Origin of the sequence: Corallococcus sp. CA049B (assembly GCF_003611685.1) — a bacterium.
In the GTDB taxonomy this organism is placed as follows: Bacteria; Myxococcota; Myxococcia; order Myxococcales; family Myxococcaceae; genus Corallococcus; species Corallococcus coralloides.
On the sequence record NZ_RAWC01000198.1, the window covers coordinates 1 to 16,949 of the forward strand.

The 16,949-nt window shown below is 69.6% G+C and carries 14 protein-coding genes and 1 pseudogene; 6 read left to right on the forward strand and 9 right to left on the reverse strand.

What is annotated here, in order from left to right:
* The 6 genes from D7W82_RS30915 to D7W82_RS30940 form a co-directional block, all read right to left on the reverse strand.
* The coding region (locus D7W82_RS30915; protein ID WP_233588040.1) for a GTP-binding protein at window positions 1-125 on the reverse strand (125 nt) is incomplete at its 3' end.
* 139 nt (window positions 126-264) lie between these two features.
* The gene (gene fusA, locus D7W82_RS30920; RefSeq protein WP_120621757.1) at window positions 265-2,346 is read right to left on the reverse strand and encodes an elongation factor G; all 2,082 of its coding nucleotides are present in this window, start codon (window positions 2,344-2,346) and stop codon (window positions 265-267) included.
* Between the two features lie 108 nt (window positions 2,347-2,454).
* Entirely contained in the window at window positions 2,455-2,925 is a 471-nt protein-coding gene (rpsG, locus tag D7W82_RS30925) for a 30S ribosomal protein S7 (RefSeq protein WP_014395858.1), read from the reverse strand.
* A gap of 170 nt (window positions 2,926-3,095) precedes the next feature.
* On the reverse strand, window positions 3,096-3,467 hold the full coding sequence (gene rpsL / locus D7W82_RS30930; protein WP_014395857.1) for a 30S ribosomal protein S12: 372 nt from the start codon (window positions 3,465-3,467) through the stop codon (window positions 3,096-3,098).
* A 222-nt stretch (window positions 3,468-3,689) separates the two neighbouring features.
* Window positions 3,690-4,184 carry a ribosomal protein S18-alanine N-acetyltransferase gene (gene rimI, locus D7W82_RS30935; RefSeq protein ID WP_120621758.1) on the reverse strand — a complete coding sequence of 165 codons (495 nt, stop codon included), beginning with the start codon at window positions 4,182-4,184 and terminating at the stop codon, window positions 3,690-3,692.
* Complete coding sequence (locus tag D7W82_RS30940) at window positions 4,181-4,771, reverse strand: hypothetical protein (protein WP_233588038.1); 591 nt, start codon at window positions 4,769-4,771, stop codon at window positions 4,181-4,183. The genes rimI and D7W82_RS30940 overlap by 4 nt, the downstream gene beginning before the upstream one ends.
* 265 nt (window positions 4,772-5,036) lie before the next feature.
* Here D7W82_RS30940 and dnaJ point away from each other — a divergent pair, with 265 nt between their 5' ends.
* The 6 genes from dnaJ (at window position 5,037) to D7W82_RS30970 (ending at window position 14,493) form a co-directional block, all read left to right on the forward strand.
* The gene (gene dnaJ, locus D7W82_RS30945) at window positions 5,037-6,218 is read left to right on the forward strand and encodes a molecular chaperone DnaJ (RefSeq protein ID WP_120621760.1); all 1,182 of its coding nucleotides are present in this window, start codon (window positions 5,037-5,039) and stop codon (window positions 6,216-6,218) included.
* An 81-nt stretch (window positions 6,219-6,299) separates the two neighbouring features.
* Entirely contained in the window at window positions 6,300-7,028 is a 729-nt protein-coding gene (locus tag D7W82_RS30950) for a HEAT repeat domain-containing protein (RefSeq protein WP_120621761.1), read from the forward strand.
* A gap of 138 nt (window positions 7,029-7,166) precedes the next feature.
* Window positions 7,167-8,867, forward strand: coding sequence for a hybrid sensor histidine kinase/response regulator (locus tag D7W82_RS30955; protein ID WP_120621762.1), 1,701 nt, complete (start codon window positions 7,167-7,169; stop codon window positions 8,865-8,867).
* A 74-nt stretch (window positions 8,868-8,941) separates the two neighbouring features.
* Window positions 8,942-10,663 carry an arginine--tRNA ligase gene (gene argS / locus D7W82_RS30960; RefSeq protein WP_120621763.1) on the forward strand — a complete coding sequence of 574 codons (1,722 nt, stop codon included), beginning with the start codon at window positions 8,942-8,944 and terminating at the stop codon, window positions 10,661-10,663.
* 14 nt (window positions 10,664-10,677) lie between these two features.
* On the forward strand, window positions 10,678-13,233 hold the full coding sequence (locus D7W82_RS30965; protein WP_120621764.1) for a 1-acyl-sn-glycerol-3-phosphate acyltransferase: 2,556 nt from the start codon (window positions 10,678-10,680) through the stop codon (window positions 13,231-13,233).
* Window positions 13,234-13,314: 81 nt separating this feature from the next.
* Window positions 13,315-14,493, forward strand: a complete 1,179-nt coding sequence (locus tag D7W82_RS30970) for a type II CAAX endopeptidase family protein (RefSeq protein ID WP_233588039.1) — start codon at window positions 13,315-13,317, stop codon at window positions 14,491-14,493.
* A gap of 33 nt (window positions 14,494-14,526) precedes the next feature.
* Here D7W82_RS30970 and D7W82_RS30975 read toward each other — a convergent pair whose 3' ends face one another.
* The 3 genes and pseudogenes from D7W82_RS30975 to D7W82_RS30985 all read right to left on the reverse strand — a co-directional run.
* A complete protein-coding gene (locus tag D7W82_RS30975) occupies window positions 14,527-14,745 on the reverse strand; it encodes a DUF5818 domain-containing protein (RefSeq protein ID WP_120621765.1) in 219 nt (72 codons plus the stop codon).
* Window positions 14,742-16,556 carry a S8 family serine peptidase gene (locus D7W82_RS30980; RefSeq protein ID WP_120621766.1) on the reverse strand — a complete coding sequence of 605 codons (1,815 nt, stop codon included), beginning with the start codon at window positions 16,554-16,556 and terminating at the stop codon, window positions 14,742-14,744. The genes D7W82_RS30975 and D7W82_RS30980 overlap by 4 nt, the downstream gene beginning before the upstream one ends.
* A 158-nt stretch (window positions 16,557-16,714) precedes the next feature.
* Window positions 16,715-16,949: pseudogene (locus tag D7W82_RS30985) on the reverse strand (alpha/beta hydrolase); the annotation flags it as partial.

Consider the following 16,949-nt stretch of genomic DNA (forward strand, 5'->3'; position numbering starts at 1 on the left):
GCGCCGCCCGTCTTGGCCAGCACCTTCGTGATGGCCGCCGTCAGCGACGTCTTGCCGTGGTCCACGTGCCCAATCGTTCCGATGTTCACGTGGGGCAGGCTGCGATCGAACTTTTCCTTGGACATGAACCGCTCCTCACGACGCCGCCGGTGCGACCCCGGCGGTATAGGACTTCGGGAGAACTTCCGAGGGGTGCTGCGTGTGCTTCAAAGCCGCTGGAACGTCAACAGAATTCGCCCGGCGGCTCCCCCTGCGGGCGAGAGGTCAGTAGCTCGAGTTGAGCGCTGACTTCGGCGCGGGTGCGTAGTGCTTGAACTGCATGGTGTAGGTCGCCCTTCCCTGGCTCTTGCTCCGCAGGTCGGTCGAGTACCCGAACATGGCGGCCAGGGGCACCTCCGCCTGGATGGCCTGCACGCCGCCAGGCCGGGGCACCATGCCCAGGATCTTCCCGCGCCGGCCGTTCAGGTCGCCGATGACGTCGCCCATGGCGGCCTCCGGGGTGACGACCTCCGTGGCCATGATGGGCTCCAGGAGGACCGGGTTCGCCGCGCGGACCGCGTCCTTGAAGGCCATGGAGCCGGCGATCTTGAACGCCATCTCCGACGAGTCCACGTCGTGCATGGAGCCGTCGTAGGCCTCCACCTTCACGTCCACCATGGGGTAGCCGGCGACCGGGCCGTTCTGCATGGCTTCCTTCGCGCCGTCGCGCGCGGCGTCCACGAACTCCTTGGACACGGCGCCGCCGGAGATGGTGCTGACGAACTCGAAGCCCTTGCCGGGCTCGTTCGGGGATACGCGCAGGTTGATGTGGCCGTACTGCCCCTTGCCGCCCGCCTGGCGGATGTACTTGCCCTCCGCGTCCTTCGTCGTGGTCACCGTCTCGCGGTAGGCCACCTGCGGCTTGCCGATGTTCGCGTCCACCTTGAACTCGCGCAGGAGGCGGTCGACGATGATTTCCAGGTGCAGCTCGCCCATGCCGGCGATGAGCGTCTGGCCCGTCTCCTCGTTGGTGCGCACGCGGAAGGACGGGTCCTCCATGGCCAGCCGCTGCAGGGCCTGGATGATCTTGTCCTGGTCCGCGGTGGACTTCGGCTCGATGGCGATGTCGATGACGGGTTCCGGGAACTCCATCCGCTCCAGGATGACGGGCTGCTTGTCGTCACAGAGCGTGTCGCCCGTGGTCGCCAGCTTCAGGCCCACCACCGCGCAGATGTCGCCGGCGAAGCACTCCGTGAGCTCGTCCTTCTTGTCCGCGCGCATCTGCACGAGCCGGCTGACGCGCTCGCGCTTGCCCTTCACGGAGTTCCACACCGCGGTGCCCGCCTCCAGCTTCCCGGAGTAGACGCGCAGGAACGTCAGCGTCTGCGAGGAGAAGGACGGGTCGTTCATGATCTTGAACGCCAGCGCGCTGAAGGGGGCGTCGTCGCGCGTCTCGCGGATGACGTCCTCGCCCTTGGGCGTCTTGCCGTGGATCGGCGGGATCTCCAGCGGGCTGGGCAGGTAGTCCACCACCGCGTCCAGCAGCGGCTGCACGCCCTTGTGGCGGAACGCCGAGCCGCAGAACACCGGGAACAGATTCAGCCCCACGCACCCCTTGCGGATGGCGCCGCGCACCTCGTCCTCGGTGAGTTCATCACCGTTGAGGAACTTCTCCGTGAGCGCGTCGTCCTGCTCCGCCGCGGCCTCCAGCAGCTCGCCACGCGCGGTGGCGGCGGCTTCCTGGTACTCGGCCGGGATGTCCACGATGTCGAAGCGGCTGCCCTGCTCCGAGTCCTGGAACACCAGCGCCTTCATTCGCACCAGGTCGATGACGCCCTTGAGCTTGTCCTCGCTGCCCAGGGGCAGCTGCATGCGCACGGGACGCGCGCCCAGCTTCTCCTTGATGGTGCCGACGGACATCTCGAAGTCCGCGCCCACACGGTCCATCTTGTTGATGAAGCAGATGCGCGGGACCTTGTAGCGGTCCGCCTGGCGCCACACCGTCTCCGACTGCGGCTCCACGCCGTTGACCGCGTCGAACACGGCGATGGCGCCGTCGAGCACGCGCAGCGAGCGCTCCACCTCGATGGTGAAGTCCACGTGCCCCGGCGTGTCGATGATGTTCACGCGGTAGCGCTGACCCATCCGCTCCCAGAAGGCGCTGATGGCCGCCGAGGTGATGGTGATGCCGCGCTCGCGCTCCTGGACCATCCAGTCCGTGGTGGTGGTGCCTTCATGCACCTCGCCCATCTTGTGGATGGCGCCTGTGTAGAACAGGATCCGCTCGGTGGTGGTCGTCTTGCCGGCATCGATGTGCGCCATGATGCCGATGTTGCGGTAGCGCTCGAGGGGGAACTCACGGGCCATGACTCGGTTCCTTCCAGACGTCTCAAAGCTTCTGCCAGGGCAGATAAACAAAACCGCCCGGACGCTGGCAGCGCATCCGGGCGGCAACCGCGAAGCCCCTTTCGGGACCTACCAGCGGTAGTGAGCGAAGGCCTTGTTGGCTTCCGCCATCTTGTGCGTGTCTTCACGCTTCTTCACCGCGTTACCGCGGTTGTTGGCGGCGTCCATGATCTCGCCGGCCAGCTTCTCCTGCATGGTCTTCTCACCGCGCGCCTTGGCGTAGGAGATGATCCAGCGCATGCCCAGCGCGACGCGGCGGTCCTGACGGACCTCCACGGGGACCTGGTAGGTGGCGCCACCGACGCGGCGGCTCTTCACCTCGAGGACGGGCTTGACGTTGTCCAGGGCCTTCTTGAACGTCTTGAGGGGGTCTTCCTTCGCGCGCTCCTCCATGAGGGCGAAGGCGCCGTAGCACACGCCCTCCGCGATGGACTTCTTCCCCTTGCGCATCAGGTCGTTGACGAACTTGGTGACGAGCCGGTCCTGGAACTTCGGATCCGGGAGAATCTTCCGCTTGGCGACTACGCGACGACGAGGCATCTCTTCCCTTACGCCCCACTCTCCTCACTCGGAGGAAAGCCTTGTTCAGGGGCTTCAAGAACGACTGCTTGGAACTTCCAGGGACACTCCCCAGGGTGTGGGGCCAGCGTCCAACACTGCTTCAGGTACCGCGAAGGTGTTCCGCGCCAACGACGCGCGGGAGAACCGGACTAGCTCGGGCGCTTGGCGCCGTACTTGGAGCGGCTCTGCTTGCGACCGGCAACGCCCACGGAGTCCAGCGTGCCGCGGATGATGTGGTAGCGAACGCCCGGGAGGTCCTTCACACGGCCACCGCGGATCATGACCACCGAGTGCTCCTGGAGGTTGTGACCCACGCCGGGGATGTAGGAAGTCACCTCGATGCCGTTGGTGAGACGCACGCGGGCCACCTTGCGGAGGGCCGAGTTCGGCTTCTTCGGGGTCGTGGTGTAGACGCGCGTGCAGACACCGCGCTTCTGGGGGCACTCCTTCAGGGCAGGGCTCTTGCCCTTGATGTTGAGCTTCTCGCGGCCCTTGCGGACGAGCTGGCTGATGGTCGGCACTGAAACCTCTTCTTCGTGGGAACCCCGCGTCCGGCTACACGAAAGCGGAGCATATCTACCTACAGGCTACACAAAAGGCCCGCGAGTATAGGGAGGGCCCCCCGGGTGTCAAGCATGGCCTGCCCCTGGGCCAGAACCGGCCAGAGGACCCGGGTGCATTCCCCTCACACCCGAAAAACCTGGGACGACGACAACGGGCGGACGCTCTACTCCCTTAAGGCCCTAGAAGTCGAGGACCATCACGATCGCGTCCTCGCCCTCGTCCACGTAGTAGTTCGGGCGGATGCCGACCGGCCGGAAGCCCAGCGAGCGGTAGAGGTTGAGGGCGGACTCGTTGCCCCGGCGAACCTCCAGGGTGGCCAGCGAGCAGCGCCGCGCCACGCCCCGGCGAAGCACCTCCTCCATCACGGCGCGCGCGACGCCCCGGCGGCGGTGCACGGGGGCGGTGGCGACGTTGAGGACATGGACCTCGTCGTGGACGATCCAGAAGATGGCCAGGCCCAGCAGGGCGACGCCGCCCTCGGGCAGCGGCTCCTCCACGAGGAGGATGGTGGACCAGTCGTGCTGGAGCTCGCGCCCGAGCAGCTCCGTGGACCAGGGGTTCTTGAAGGACGCCTTCTCCAGCGCCATCACCGCCGGCATGTCGTCCACGGTCATCTGCCGGATCAGGAAGCCCTTTGCCTTGTCGGGCGTCCCGTCGTCCCGCAGCCGTCTCATCGCCGTGCCTCCCGCGCGAAGGGCGCCACCCGCCGCACCTGCGCCGACTTGCGTACTTCAGCCAGGGCCTGGGCCGCCAGCTCTCCGTAGCGCGCCCGGACCAGCTCCTCGCGGATGGCCGTGCGCGCCGCCTGGTCGAACTCACCGGGGTACAGGTCCCGGTGGGCGTCATAGTGGTGACGGACCTCCGCCTCGCTCACCTGTGCCTTCAACCGGACGCGGCTGTCGAGGATTCGTTCCGCCCGCAGGCCCCGCGCCAGCACGGCCTCCAGGGCGTTCCGCTCCACGCCATGCCGGTCCAGGAAGCGCTGGAGCGCCACCTCCCCTCCCAACCGGGCCTGGATGGCGTCCAGCCGGGCCAGCACCTCCGCCGGTTCGGCCGGGAAGGCCTGCAGGCGGTCCGCGCTCAGGACCTGGAGGCGCTGGTTGATGGACAGCTCCAGGGCTCCCCGGAGCGTCTGCTCGTCCAGAGGCAGGGCGGCGGCCTGCACGGCCCCTCGCTGGATCAGCGCCACCCGGGCCTCCATCTCCAGCTCGCTCTGGGTGAGGACCTGGCCCTCGATGACCGCCACGACGCGGTCCACCACCCTGCCCTCCTCCACGGCGGGAGCGGGCGGCGGGGGGGCGGCGTGGGCGGTCACCCCGGACCCAGGGGCGATTCCCAGAGCCGCGGGGAGCAGCCCGCATGCCAGCCACAGGGGGGCCTTCCGGCGGGCGCGCGGTGCTGGCATGGCCTTCCTCATCGTGCGGCGACTGTAACCATCGCGGTGCTGTCCGGACATCCCGTGCTGGCGCTCACCACACCGCTGGTTACGTTCTCCCTTGTCGGGTACTGCACCACCGTAAAGACCTATGGCTGACGACTACTACCAGATTCTGGGCGTGCCACGGACGGCCTCGGCGGACGAGCTCAAGAAGGCCTTCCGGAAGCTGGCGCGCCAGCACCACCCGGACGTCAACCCCGGCGACAAGGGGGCGGAGGAGAAGTTCAAGCGCATCAACACCGCCTTCGAGGTGCTGGGCGACCCGAAGAAGCGCGCGCTCTACGACGAGTTCGGCGAGGACGCGGAGAAGATCGGATTCGACGAGAAGAAGGCCGCGGCCTATCGCCAGTACCGCGCCGCCCAGGCGGCCGGGGGCAGCGGGGGCGGAGGCATCCCCTTCAGCACCGAAGGCGTGGACCTGGGGGACCTCTTCAACGACATCTTCGGGCGCTCGGGTGGAGGCGGCGGGGCCGGCGGCTTCGACATCAACGACCTCTTCGGCCGGGGCCGGGGCGGCAGCCGGTCCACCGCGGCCGAGCGCGGCGATGACCTGACGACCCGCGTGCAGGTTTCCCTCGCGGAAGCCGTCACCGGCACCGAGCGCACGTTGACGCTCCAGCGGCCGGGCCGCTGCTCCAAGTGCCACGGCGAGGGCAACACCGGGAAGCTCGTGACGTGCCCCACCTGCAACGGCACGGGCCGGGCCCGGCGGGGCGGTGCCATGTTCGGCGGATCCGGCGTGTGCCCCACCTGCCGCGGCAGCGGGAAGGCGCCGGAGCCCTGCTCGCAGTGCGGCGGCAGCGGCATCAAGGAGGAGACGACCCGGCTGACGGTGAAGATTCCGGCGGGCGTCGTCACCGGCTCCAAGGTGCGGCTGGCCGGCCAGGGCGCGGCGGGCATCCAGGGAGGCGCTCCGGGGGACCTCTACATCGAGACGGAGGTGGCCGAGCATCCGCTGGTGCGCCGAGAGGGCGACGACCTCTACCTGGACCTGCCGGTGACGGTGTCCGAGGCGCTGCTGGGCGGCGAGGTGCGCGTGCCTACGTTCCAGGGTGAGGTGACGCTGAAGGTGCCTCCAGGTTCACAGTCCGGCCGCAAGATGCGCCTCAAGGGACGCGGCGTGCCGTCGCTCCGGGGCGGCACTCCGGGCGACATGTATCTGCTGCTCCAGGTGAAGGTCCCCGAGGAGGCCACGGACGAGGTCCGGGCCGCCGCGGAGACGCTGGCGCGGGCCTACCGGGGCGACGTGCGCCGGGAGCTGACGTTGTAGTTGTCGTTGCCACTTGTTCTGGAAGGCGCACCGTCCTACATGGCGCCTCCACTCTTCCGAATCTGGAGCGGGTACGTACCTATGGGTCTCTTTGATTTCCTCACGGGCGGCTCGGGCCCCGAAAAAGCCCTCAAGCTCAAGTCCAAGGTGACCCAGAAGTACGGGGAGCCGTCCACGCGGCAGAAGGCGCTGCAGCAGCTGGGGGAGATGAAGTTCCCCGAGGCCGTCACGGTGCTGCTCAGCCGGTTCACCATCACCGTGGACCCGCTCACCACCGACGCGGACGAGAAGGAGCACACCTTCGAGCTGATCAAGCACTTTGGCCAGGACGCCGTCGCGCCGGTGAGCGCCTTCCTCAAGACGAGCGATCAGGCCACGTCCTGGGCGCTGCGCCTCCTCCAGGAGCTGCTGTCCGAGGACGCGCTCATGGGCGTCATCACCGACACGCTCCAGCACCTGTCCTCGCGCTACACGCGCGACCCGGAGAAGAAGGTCGTCCTCCTCCACCACGTGCTGGGCAAGCAGGATCCGCGCGTGGCCCCGGCCGTCCTCCCCTTCCTGGAGGACATGTCCGACGACGTGAAGATCGCCGCCATCAACGTCCTGGGGCCCCTGAAGCACGAGCCGGCGCGCGAGCCCCTGCTCAAGCTGCTCACCTCCGAGGACACCGCGCGCCGCGTGCAGACCGTGGCGCTGGCGGCGCTGGCGGAGAGCGGCTTCGCCGTGCAGGGCTACCAGGAGAAGGTGCAGGCCGCCCTCGTGGAGCCCTACAGCCTGGACAAGGACGGCCGCGTCCAGCGCCGGACCTGAGTCAGTCCAGTCCCCCAGCCCGGGAAGCGGACAGCGGGGCTGGGGGGCTGTCGGGCACCTGACACGCTCGGCGTTGGTGGAGGGCACCAGGCTTCGGTGCGGTTCCCTCCCACGCGAGACATGAAGCAGGATTCACGTGTGCCATCGAAGAAGAAGGGTCCGCAGCTCGCAGAGGTAGTCCCCCTGCGTCCCGCCATCACCGCGAAGAAGGCCCCACCGAAGCGCGCGGCGAAACCGCCGCCGCCGGTGGACACGGACGCCGCCGCCCAGGCATTGCTGGAGATGGGGCGGCAGCTCACCGACAACGCCGGCCCCACCGAGGCCCTGCGCGCGCAGCTGCAGACGCTCCACACGCTGCTCAAGCCGAAGGTCTGCTACGTCGCGCGCCACTTCCCGTCGCGCAACCAGCTGCACGTGGAGCACGTGCGCGGACGCTACGACGAGCGCGTCACCGCCGCCGTCCCGGGCGAGGGCGTGGTGGGCCGGTGCTTCACCGACAAGGTGCTCCTGCGCGAGGACGACACCGTCGCCGTGCCCCTGGAGGGGCCGCAGGGCGTGACGGGCGTGCTCGTGGTGCTGGGCGCGCGCCGGAAGGCTTCCGACATCTTGATGCAGTCTCTGGCGTCGCAGCTCACCGCCGCCTACGAGGTGGCCCGGCTGCGCGACGACAGCGCCCGGCGCAACAAGGACCTGCAGACGGCCATCGCGGGCTTGAAGAGCCTGGAGCAGAACCGCGAGGAGCTGCTCGGCAATGTGTCCCATGACTTGAAGAACCCGCTCACCACCATCAAGGCCTACCTGGCCATGCTGGGCCGGGAGAAGCTGGGCACGCTGACGGACGGGCAGCGCCGCGCGGTGCAGATCTGCGATCGCAACGCGGACCGGCTGCTCCAGCAGGTGAACGACCTGGTGCTGATGTCCCGGCTGTCGTCCGGGAAGATGCAGCTCAACCAACGCCCCTTCGGCCTCAAGGCCGTGGCGGAAGAGGTGGTCCGCGGGCTGGGCGCCGTCGCGGAGCACAGCCGCGTGCGCGTGGTGATTCCCCCCTGCCCGGAGGTGTTCGTCCGGGGCGACCGCGAGCGCATCTCCGAGGCCATCCACAACCTGGTGGAGAACGGCATCCACCACAGCGAGACGGACGACGTCGTCGAGGTGAGCGTGTCGTCCAGCGAGGGCCTGGGCGTCCTCACCGTGAAGGACTCCGGCCAGGGCATGACGGCGGAGGCCCTGGAGCACGTGTTCGACTCGTTCTACCGCGCGCAGCCGGGCATGCCCCGTCCTCCGGGCACGGGCCTGGGCCTGCCGCTGGTCGCCAAGATTGTCGCGCTGCACGGCGGCCGCGTGGACGCCAGCAGCATCCTGGGCGAGGGCAGCACGTTCCAGATGGTCCTGCCCCTGTTCGCGAGCGCCGTGAGCGCCCCGGACGTGAACCAGGCCGCGCCCAAGGCGGGCGGCATCCTCCTGGTGGAGGACGACGTGGACTGCCGCGAGGTGCTGGAGCAGGTGCTGGAGCAGGAGGGCTACCGGGTGATGGCCACCTCCGGCGCCGCCGAGGCCCGCTCCATCCTGTCCCACATCCGCCCGGCCATGGTGCTGCTGGACCTGCGGCTGTCGGGGGAGGACGGACGCTCCGTGCTCCACTACATCCGCACCACGGAGTCGCTGGCGGACGTGGTCGTCTACATCATCTCCGGCGCGAGCGACGTCGCGTCCCTCACCTCGGGTGAAGGGCCGGACCGCATCGACGGGTACTTCGAGAAGCCGCTGAAGCTGCCCAAGCTGCTGGACACCGTGGCCTCGGTGGTGCGCCCCAAGAGCCGCGGCCCCGCCGTGCCCTGAACGACGCTCCGGCGCCTTCCCCACAGAAGAGGTGGATGGAAGGCGCCCCGCCTTGGGTAGTATCCGCGCGGTCCATGAGCACTTCTGTCTATAGCCGCTACCGCGCCGCGTTCGCCCAGGCCCTCGCCGGGGCCCTGGGTGTCCCCGCCGCTGACATCGAGCCCCAGGTCAAGCCCGCGGATCCCGCGCACGGTGACCTGAGCTTCGCCACCTTCCCCCTCGCCAAGGCGCAGAAGAAGGCGCCCCCCGCCATCGCCGCGCAGCTCGCGCAGGCGCTCCAGGTCCCAGGCCTGGAGGTCAAGGCCGTGGGCCCCTACGTCAACGCGCGCTTCCTTCCCCTCCCCTTCACGCAGGAGGTCATCGACGGCGTGCGCCTGGCGGGGCTCGCCTACGGCAGCGACGCGGAGGACGGCAAGGGCAAGACGGTGGTCATCGACTACTCGTCGCCCAACATCGCCAAGCCCATTGGCTTCCACCACATCCGCACCACGTTCCTGGGCCACTGCATCGCGAACCTGTACCGCGCGCTGGGCTGGCGCGTGGAGGGCATCAACTACCTGGGGGACTGGGGCAAGCAGTTCGGCCTCGTGGCCGTGGGCTTCCAGGAGTTCGGCAAGGAGGAGCTCCGGGAGGACATGGCGCACCTGGTCCAGGTCTACGTGCAGGCCAACAAGCGCGCCGGTGAAGACCCGGCCTTCGACGAGAAGGCCCGCGAGTTCTTCCGCCGCATGGAAGCCGGCGATACGGAGGCGATGAAGCTCTGGAACCAGTTCCGGGAGACGAGCCTCAAGGGCTTCAAGCGCGTCTACGCGCGCATGGGCATCGACTTCGAGCACATCGAGGGCGAGAGCCGCTACCAGGGCAAGATGGACGCGGTCATCGACCAGATCGCCAAGAAGCCCGGCGTGAAGGAGTCCCAGGGCGCCATCATCGTGGACATGCCCTACGCGGACGGCGAGCCGCCGGTGCTGCTCAAGAAGAACGACGGCAGCACGCTCTACGCCACGCGCGACCTGGCCGCCGCCGAGGACCGCCACGCGCGCTTCAACTTCGACAAGTCGCTCTACGTCGTCGCGCAGGACCAGGCGCTGCACTTCCGGCAGGTGTTCCGCACCCTGAAGGAGATGGGCCAGCCGTGGGCGGACAAGTGCGTGCACGTGCCGTTCGGCCGCATCCACGGCATGAGCACGCGCAAGGGCCAGGTGGTGGAGCTGGACCAGGTGCTGGACGAGGCGAAGGAGCGCGTGCTCCAGCGCGTGAAGGAGAACGTCGCGCAGGGCAATCTGGAGACGACCGACGCGGACGCGCTGTCGGAGCAGATCGGCCTGGGCGCCATCGTCTTCGGCGACCTCAAGCACAACCGCGCCAGCGACTACACGTTCGACTGGGACGAGGTGACGAGCCTGGAGGGGCACACGGGGCCCTATCTCCAGTACGCGCACGCCCGGAGCGCGAACGTGCTGCGCAAGGGCGGCGGCGTGCCCACGGCGTACGACCCCGCGCTGCTCACGCTCCCGGAGGAGCAGGCCCTGGTGCGTGAGCTGATGCGGCTGCCGGACACGGTGAAGGCGGCGGCGGAGCAGTACGAGCCCAGCCTGGTGGCGCGGCTGCTGCTGGACGTGGCGGCGGCGTACAGCCGCTACTACACGGCCGGCAACAAGGACCGCGACAAGCGCATCCTCGTGGAGGGGAATGACGCGGTGCGCGCGGCCCGGCTGGCGCTCACGGACGCGACGCGTATCACCCTGGCGGCGGGGCTCACCTTGCTGGGCATCCCGACGCCGGAAAACATGTAGCCTGGGGGGCTGCGATGGACACCGCGCTGGCGCAGACCGCGACGCAAGGAGAGGCCTTGAAGGAGGAATTCGGTCCCATGTCCCGGGTGCTCGGGGCTCGGTACTTCGACGGGGTGCACTTCCCGCCGGAGGCCGAGAACGAGCTGCGCGCGCTCAGCGCCCGGGGCTTCGTGGTGCACGTCATGCGCACCACGGCGTGGATCAACTTCCTCTACATCGCGTGGGCCATGGTCCGGCGGGCCATGCCGCCCATCCGCGCGGTGGTGAACCTGCGCCCGTGGTTCACCAAACCCTGGCGCCAGACGGCCCAGGGCGGAGCGGTGGAGGAGCGCTTCCGCTACGCCCGCGAGCAGGGCGGCAGCGGCCTGGTGTTCCTGCGCCGCACGGCGCTCCTGCACGCCTCCGGCAAGGAGACGCGCGAGGACCCCTTCCCCGAGCTGGTGCGGCTGGCGCGCGGCTCCGAGCGCCCGGTGTTCCTGGTGCCGGAGCTGTTCGTCTGGGAGAAGCGCCCCGCGAAGCTCAAGCCGGGCTGGCGCGACGCGCTGTTCGGAAGCCCGGAGGCGCCGGGCTTCGTGCACTCCATGGTGGCGTTCTTCCGCAACTACAAGCGCGCGCAGTTCCGCGTGGGAGAGCCCATCGACCTGCGCAAGTTCATCGAGGAGAACCCGGGCGTCAGCGACGAGGTGCTGGCGCGCAAGGTGCGCAGCACGCTGCACGTGTTCCTCGCCCGTGAGACGCGCGCGGTGTTCGGCCCGCCGCAGAAGCCCACGGACCGGCTCATCGAGGAGACGCTGCGCGACCGTCAGCTGCGCAAGGTGCTGGACGAGCACGCCGCCGCCACGGGCCGCAAGCCGTCCAGCGTGTACCGCGAGGCCCAGCGCAACCTGGAGGCCATCGCGGCCAAGCCCAACCCGTCCGTGCTGGCGCTCATCGCGCCGGTGCTCGAGTGGGTGTTCAACCGCATCTACGACGGCATCGGCGTGGACGAGGCCGGGCTGCACCGCGCGCTCAAGGCCGCGGGCAAGGCGCCGGTGGTGCTCTGCCCCAGCCACAAGAGCCACGTGGACTACCTGGTGATGAGCTGGGTGCTCTGGAACCGGGGCTACACCGCGCCGCTGGTGGCCGCGGGCGCGAACCTGTCCTTCTGGCCCCTGGGCGTGCTGTTCCGCCGCTGCGGCGCGTTCTTCCTGCGCCGCTCGTTCAAGGGCGACAAGGTCTACGCCGCGTCCTTCAAGGCGTACATCAAGAAGCTGGTGCACGACGGCCTCCACCAGGAGTTCTTCCCGGAGGGTGGCCGCTCGCGCACGGGCAAGCTGCTCACGCCCAAGCTGGGCATGCTCACGTGGCAGGTCGAAGCGGTGCTGGATGGCGCGCGCAACGACCTCTACTTCGTGCCCGTCTCCATCGACTACGAGAAGGTGGTGGAGTCCGACAGCTACTCGAAGGAGCTGGCCGGAGGGGAGAAGAAGCCGGAGGACCTCAAGGCCCTCTTGAGCGCGCCCAAGGTGCTGGCCGCGCGCTACGGGCGCATCCACCTGACCTTCGACGAGCCGCTGTCGCTGGTGGAGTTCATGAAGGCGCGTGGCCTGTCGCCGCAGGAGCCGGTGACGGACGAGCAGAAGAAGGGCCTGGTGCGCGCGCTGGGCAACCGCGTGATGTACGGCATCAGCAAGGTGTCCACCGTCACGCCGCACGCGCTGGTGAGCGCGTCGCTCTTGGCCCACCGCCGGCGCGGCCTCACCCAGCGCGAGCTCACGGACCGGATCAGCCTGCTGCGCCGCATCGCCTCCGAGGACGGCGCGCGGCTGTCCAAGGAACTGGCCAACGCGCCGAGCAACCCGGAGACGCTGGGCCCCATCCAGGACGCGATGCGCGAGTTCATCTCCGACGAGATGGTGCGCACGCAGGAGGCGCGCGGTGAGGTCAGCTACCAGGTGGAGGACTCGCGCCGCCCGGAGATGTCCTTCTACAAGAACACGCTGATGAACCTGGTGGCCGCGCGCAGCCTGGTGGCCAACGCGCTGCTCGCGGGCACGCCCGCGCCGTATGACACCGTGAAGGCCCGCGCGCTGTTCCTGTCGCGCCTCTTCAAGGTGGAGTTCATCTACCGGGTGGGTGCGTCGTTCGACACCATCTTCGCCGAGTGCGTGGAGCGGCTCGTGCGCATGGGCCTGGTCATCCACGACGGTGACACGCTCACGCGCGCGCCGGAGGCCCACGCCCAGCCGGACCTGGAGTTCCTGGCGGACCTGCTGCGCGACTTCCTGGAGGCCTACCTGCTGGCCGCCATGACGTTGCCGGACGTGGCCGCGGGCGTGGCCACCGACCGCAAGACGTTCGTCAAGCTGGCGCTGGAGACGGGGCGCGGCGAGTACAACGCCGGCCGCATCACCGCCGCCGAGTCCCTGGCGAAGACGACGCTGGAGAACGCGGTGGAGTACCTGTTGGATCAGCGCATCCTCGTGGAAGAGGACAAGAAGCTGCGGCTGGGTGACCCGGCCTCGGCGGCGGAGCTCCCCCGGAAGAACCCGCTCGCGGAGGAGATCCGCGGCTACCTCCACCGGGCCTGAAGAAGCTCCTCGCAGCGCCTCGAAGCGAACGCGGCACCCCACCCCTCTCCGCCCGACGGAGAGGGGGCAGGAGACGACACGGTGGACGAAGCCTCCCCTTCCAGCGACCCGCGGCCGGCGGAGGCCCCCGCGCCGCTGACGCCGCCCCACCCCGTGCTCGCCGCGTCCCTGGCCTTCGGGCTCTTCGTGTCGGTGGGCGCCGTCACCCAGTTGCTCAACCCCGCCTTCGGGGTGTGGTTCACGGAGGTGTTCCTCTTCCTGGGCCTCGCGTGGATCATGGTGCGCCGCTCGGGGTACCGGCCCGCCGCGTACGTGGGCCTCACGCCGTTCCTGGGCGCTCCCACCCTGTTCGGCTTCCTGCTGGGCGTGGCCAACTTCGTCGCCGTGGTCGTGCCCGTGCAGTTCCTCGCGCAGAAGGTGGCCCCCGCGTGGCTGCGGGAGATGTTCGATGCCTCGCGCCTCTTCGAGGGCCAGTCGCCGGTGGAGCTGGCGCTGCTCCTGGGCGGCGTGTCCGTGGCCGCGCCGCTGTGCGAGGAGGTCTTCTTCCGCGGCCTCTTCCAGCGCTCCCTGACTCCGCCGGCCCCCGCGTCCCCCTGGCGCGCGTTGATCATCTCGTCCGTGGTGTTCAGCGCCTTCCACCTGGACCCGGTGGGCTTCCTCGCCCGCGCGGAGCTGGGACTGCTGTTCGGATGGCTCTTCTGGCGCACCGGCTCGCTGTGGCCGGGCATCGCGGCGCACGCGGCCAACAACATCGTGTCGTCGGCGCTGTTCCTCATCGCCACGCACTCGGGGCTCGCGAAGGAAGGCGCAACGGACGACGTGACGGACTGGCGCGCCGTGCTGGGCCTGGCGCTGGTGGGCTGGACGGCGCTGCTGGGCCTGCGCGCTGCCTCCCGGCACTTCCCTGCCGTGTGGGGACGCGGCGCTCCGCCCAGCGATGAAGAGGTGCGCGCCACGAAGCCCGTGCCCCTCTTCGCCCTCCAGTTGCTGCCCTGGGTGGCGGCGGCCACGCTGTCCCTGGTGGGGCTGGGCCTGGTGGATGGGCGTGGCGTGTCGTTGAGCGTCTACGACGTCCAGCACCCGGTGGAGCCGCTGCCCAAGGACGCGGACCCGGCGCTCAAGGCCGAGCGCAAGGCCATGCGGCAGCTGCGCGACGCCGTCCGCAAGGGCGAGGTTCCCATGGAGGCCTACGAAGAAGAGCGGCTGCGCCAGTCAGAGGCGTATGGCCCCAAGAAGGGCAAGGGCAAGCGCCGCCGTTGAGGCCCGGAGGGATGGCGCCCCCCGGGCACCGCGTCACTCCTCCGGCGTGTACGAGCTGACGTGGAACACCGGCCCCACCATGGCGGTGGTGACGGCGTCGCGCTGGATGCTGCCCTCGGCGGAGATGCGCTGACCGTCCTTCTTGATCTTCCGGTCACCGCCCGCGAGCTGGTACGTCCGGCCGTCGTCTGCCTTCAGGACCCACACGCCGCCCTCCAGGTCCCGGTACTGCACCGTGCCGGAGAGCTTCATGCGTCCTCCCGCTTGAGCATCGCGCGGGCGATGACGAGGCACACCACCGTGTTGAAGCCCAGCCATGGCTTCGCCAGGAAGGTGAAGGGCATCCACGCCAGCGCCGGAGCGCCCACCCACGCCGCGTAGGCCAGGAAGCCCGCGAAGCCCAACGCCAGGCCCCCCACCGCCGGCCGGAAGCCCCGCCACGCGATGGCCGGCAGCGACAGCACCAGGGGAATGAGCGCGCTGTAGAACAGCGGGTTCACCGCGCCCCGTCCGAAGATGATCCGCTGCCAGTCCGGGATGGGCAGCGACGCCACGCTCACCACGTCCTGGGCCGCGCCCGCCGCGCCCGCGAACCAGGTGCGCAGGAAGAAGAAGCCCACCGTGGAGAGCACCAGCGGCACGAGGAACGCCGGGCGGAAGAGGATGTTGAGGTAGCCCGGGCGCTCGCGGCCGCGCAGCGTGAGCAGCACCAGCGCGAGCAGCGCCGCGGCCCAGCCCAGCGACGGCCACCGGGGCGAAGCGCCGTTGAAGGCCTTCAGCGAGGCATTCGCGTTGAGGACGCCGTGGCCGTACTCCTCCGACCAGGCCTGGTTCTCCGTCGCCCTGGCGCCGGCGTAGAGCGCCTGCTCCACCTCGTCCGGCGTGGTGGCGCCCGCGCCGTAGAGCATCGCGGCGACGGCGGCCACGTGCGGCGCGGCCATGCTGGTGCCCTGGTACCAGGCGTAGATGGAGCGCGACGGGTCGCGCGGGTCGATGGTGTTCTGGAGGATGCCGCCCGTATCGCCCCGGCTCTTGTCACCACCGGGCGCCGCGATGTCCAGCTCCTTGCCGTAGGACGAGTACGGCGCGCGCGTGCCAGACGGGCCCACCGCGCTCACCGCCACCGCGCCGGGGTACGCCGCGGGGAACTCCACCCTGCCGCGCCCGGTGTTGCCCGCCGCGGCCACCACGGTGACGCCCTTCTTGCGCGCGTAGTCCACCGCGCTGGCCATGACCTGCGAGTACAGGCCACCGCCCAGCGACATGTTGATGACCTTCGCGTCGTGGTCCGCCGCGAAGCGGATGGCGTCCGCGATGTCCGCGGAGGTGCCGCTGCCGAAGTGGTTCAGCACCTTGAGCGGCATCAGCGTCGCGTCGAACGCCACGCCCGCCACGCCCTCGCCGTTGTTGGTGGCCTGCGCGATGGTGCCCGCCACGTGCGTGCCGTGGCCGTGGTCGTCGTTGGCGTGCTCGTCGTCGTTGACGAAGTCATAGCCCTTCACGAACGACACGCCCTTCAGGTCCGGCACCTGCTTGAAGTCGTCGTGGTCCTCGTAGGCGATGCCCGTGTCGATGACCGCCACCACCACGCCCTTGCCCCGGTTGCCGTCCCAGGCCTTCGGCATGTCGATCATCCGGAGGTTCCACTGGGACTCGAACTGGGGGTCGTTCGGCGTGTAGCTGGTGCGCACCTGCATGAGCGGCTCGGCGGACTCCACCGCCGGGTTCTGGCGGATGCGCTGGAGCACGTCCTCCACGCCGTCCACGCCCACCGCCAGCGTGACACCCGTGCGGGGGCCCTCCAGGGAGTTGAACTCCAGGTCCACGCCCCACTCCTGCTCCCAGGCGTCGAACTGCTCCTTGGTGGTGCCATCCTTGAAGTCCACCACGATGGCGCCGGACACCACGTCGTCCGAGCCCTCCGCCACCGCCCGGGACACCTCCGCCCGCGCGGCCGCCAGGTCCTGCCCGGCCGGGGCCTCCGGCTCCCGCGACGCGGAAGCGCACGCCGAGGCCGACAGGGCCAGCGCCGCGAGAACCACGTTCCATCGCCTCATCCGCATCGGGACACTCCTTGAACGAAGACGCCTCGAAGACCCACTACGAACGCACGGCGGGACGATTGGGTCTGCGCTTTCAGTCTGTCCGCCCCCCGGCCGGCCGTGCAAGGCGCCGGGGTTGAAGAAACGTGAAGAAGTCCAACGGTTTGCACGCCACCGCCCTACCCGCCCGCCAGGCGCTGGAGCCACGCCGCCGCCGCCCGCCCCACCTGGGGAAGGTTGCGATGGAAGGTCGCCCCGGCATCGTCGATGACCTCTAAATCGCCCCCGGCCTCCGCGACAGCCGCGGCCAGCGCCGCCCGGGGCACCCGGGTGTCCTGCGCCCCGACAATCACCAGCAGCGGACACGACAGTCGCACGAGTGACAGCGGGTCCACATCCGGCGCCACCAGACAC

Bases quoted from the DNA above. Each gene is read 5' to 3' on its own strand.
- rimI (WP_120621758.1), bottom strand. From the start codon at position 4,184: ATGAGACGGCTGCGGGACGACGGGACGCCCGACAAGGCAAAGGGCTTC.
- dnaJ (WP_120621760.1), top strand. From the start codon at position 5,037: ATGGCTGACGACTACTACCAGATTCTGGGCGTGCCACGGACGGCCTCG.
- D7W82_RS30975 (WP_120621765.1), bottom strand. From the start codon at position 14,745: ATGAAGCTCTCCGGCACGGTGCAGTACCGGGACCTGGAGGGCGGCGTG.
- rpsG (WP_014395858.1), bottom strand. From the start codon at position 2,925: ATGCCTCGTCGTCGCGTAGTCGCCAAGCGGAAGATTCTCCCGGATCCG.
- fusA (WP_120621757.1), bottom strand. From the start codon at position 2,346: ATGGCCCGTGAGTTCCCCCTCGAGCGCTACCGCAACATCGGCATCATG.
- D7W82_RS30980 (WP_120621766.1), bottom strand. From the start codon at position 16,556: ATGCGGATGAGGCGATGGAACGTGGTTCTCGCGGCGCTGGCCCTGTCG.
- argS (WP_120621763.1), top strand. From the start codon at position 8,942: ATGAGCACTTCTGTCTATAGCCGCTACCGCGCCGCGTTCGCCCAGGCC.
- D7W82_RS30950 (WP_120621761.1), top strand. From the start codon at position 6,300: ATGGGTCTCTTTGATTTCCTCACGGGCGGCTCGGGCCCCGAAAAAGCC.
- D7W82_RS30965 (WP_120621764.1), top strand. From the start codon at position 10,678: ATGGACACCGCGCTGGCGCAGACCGCGACGCAAGGAGAGGCCTTGAAG.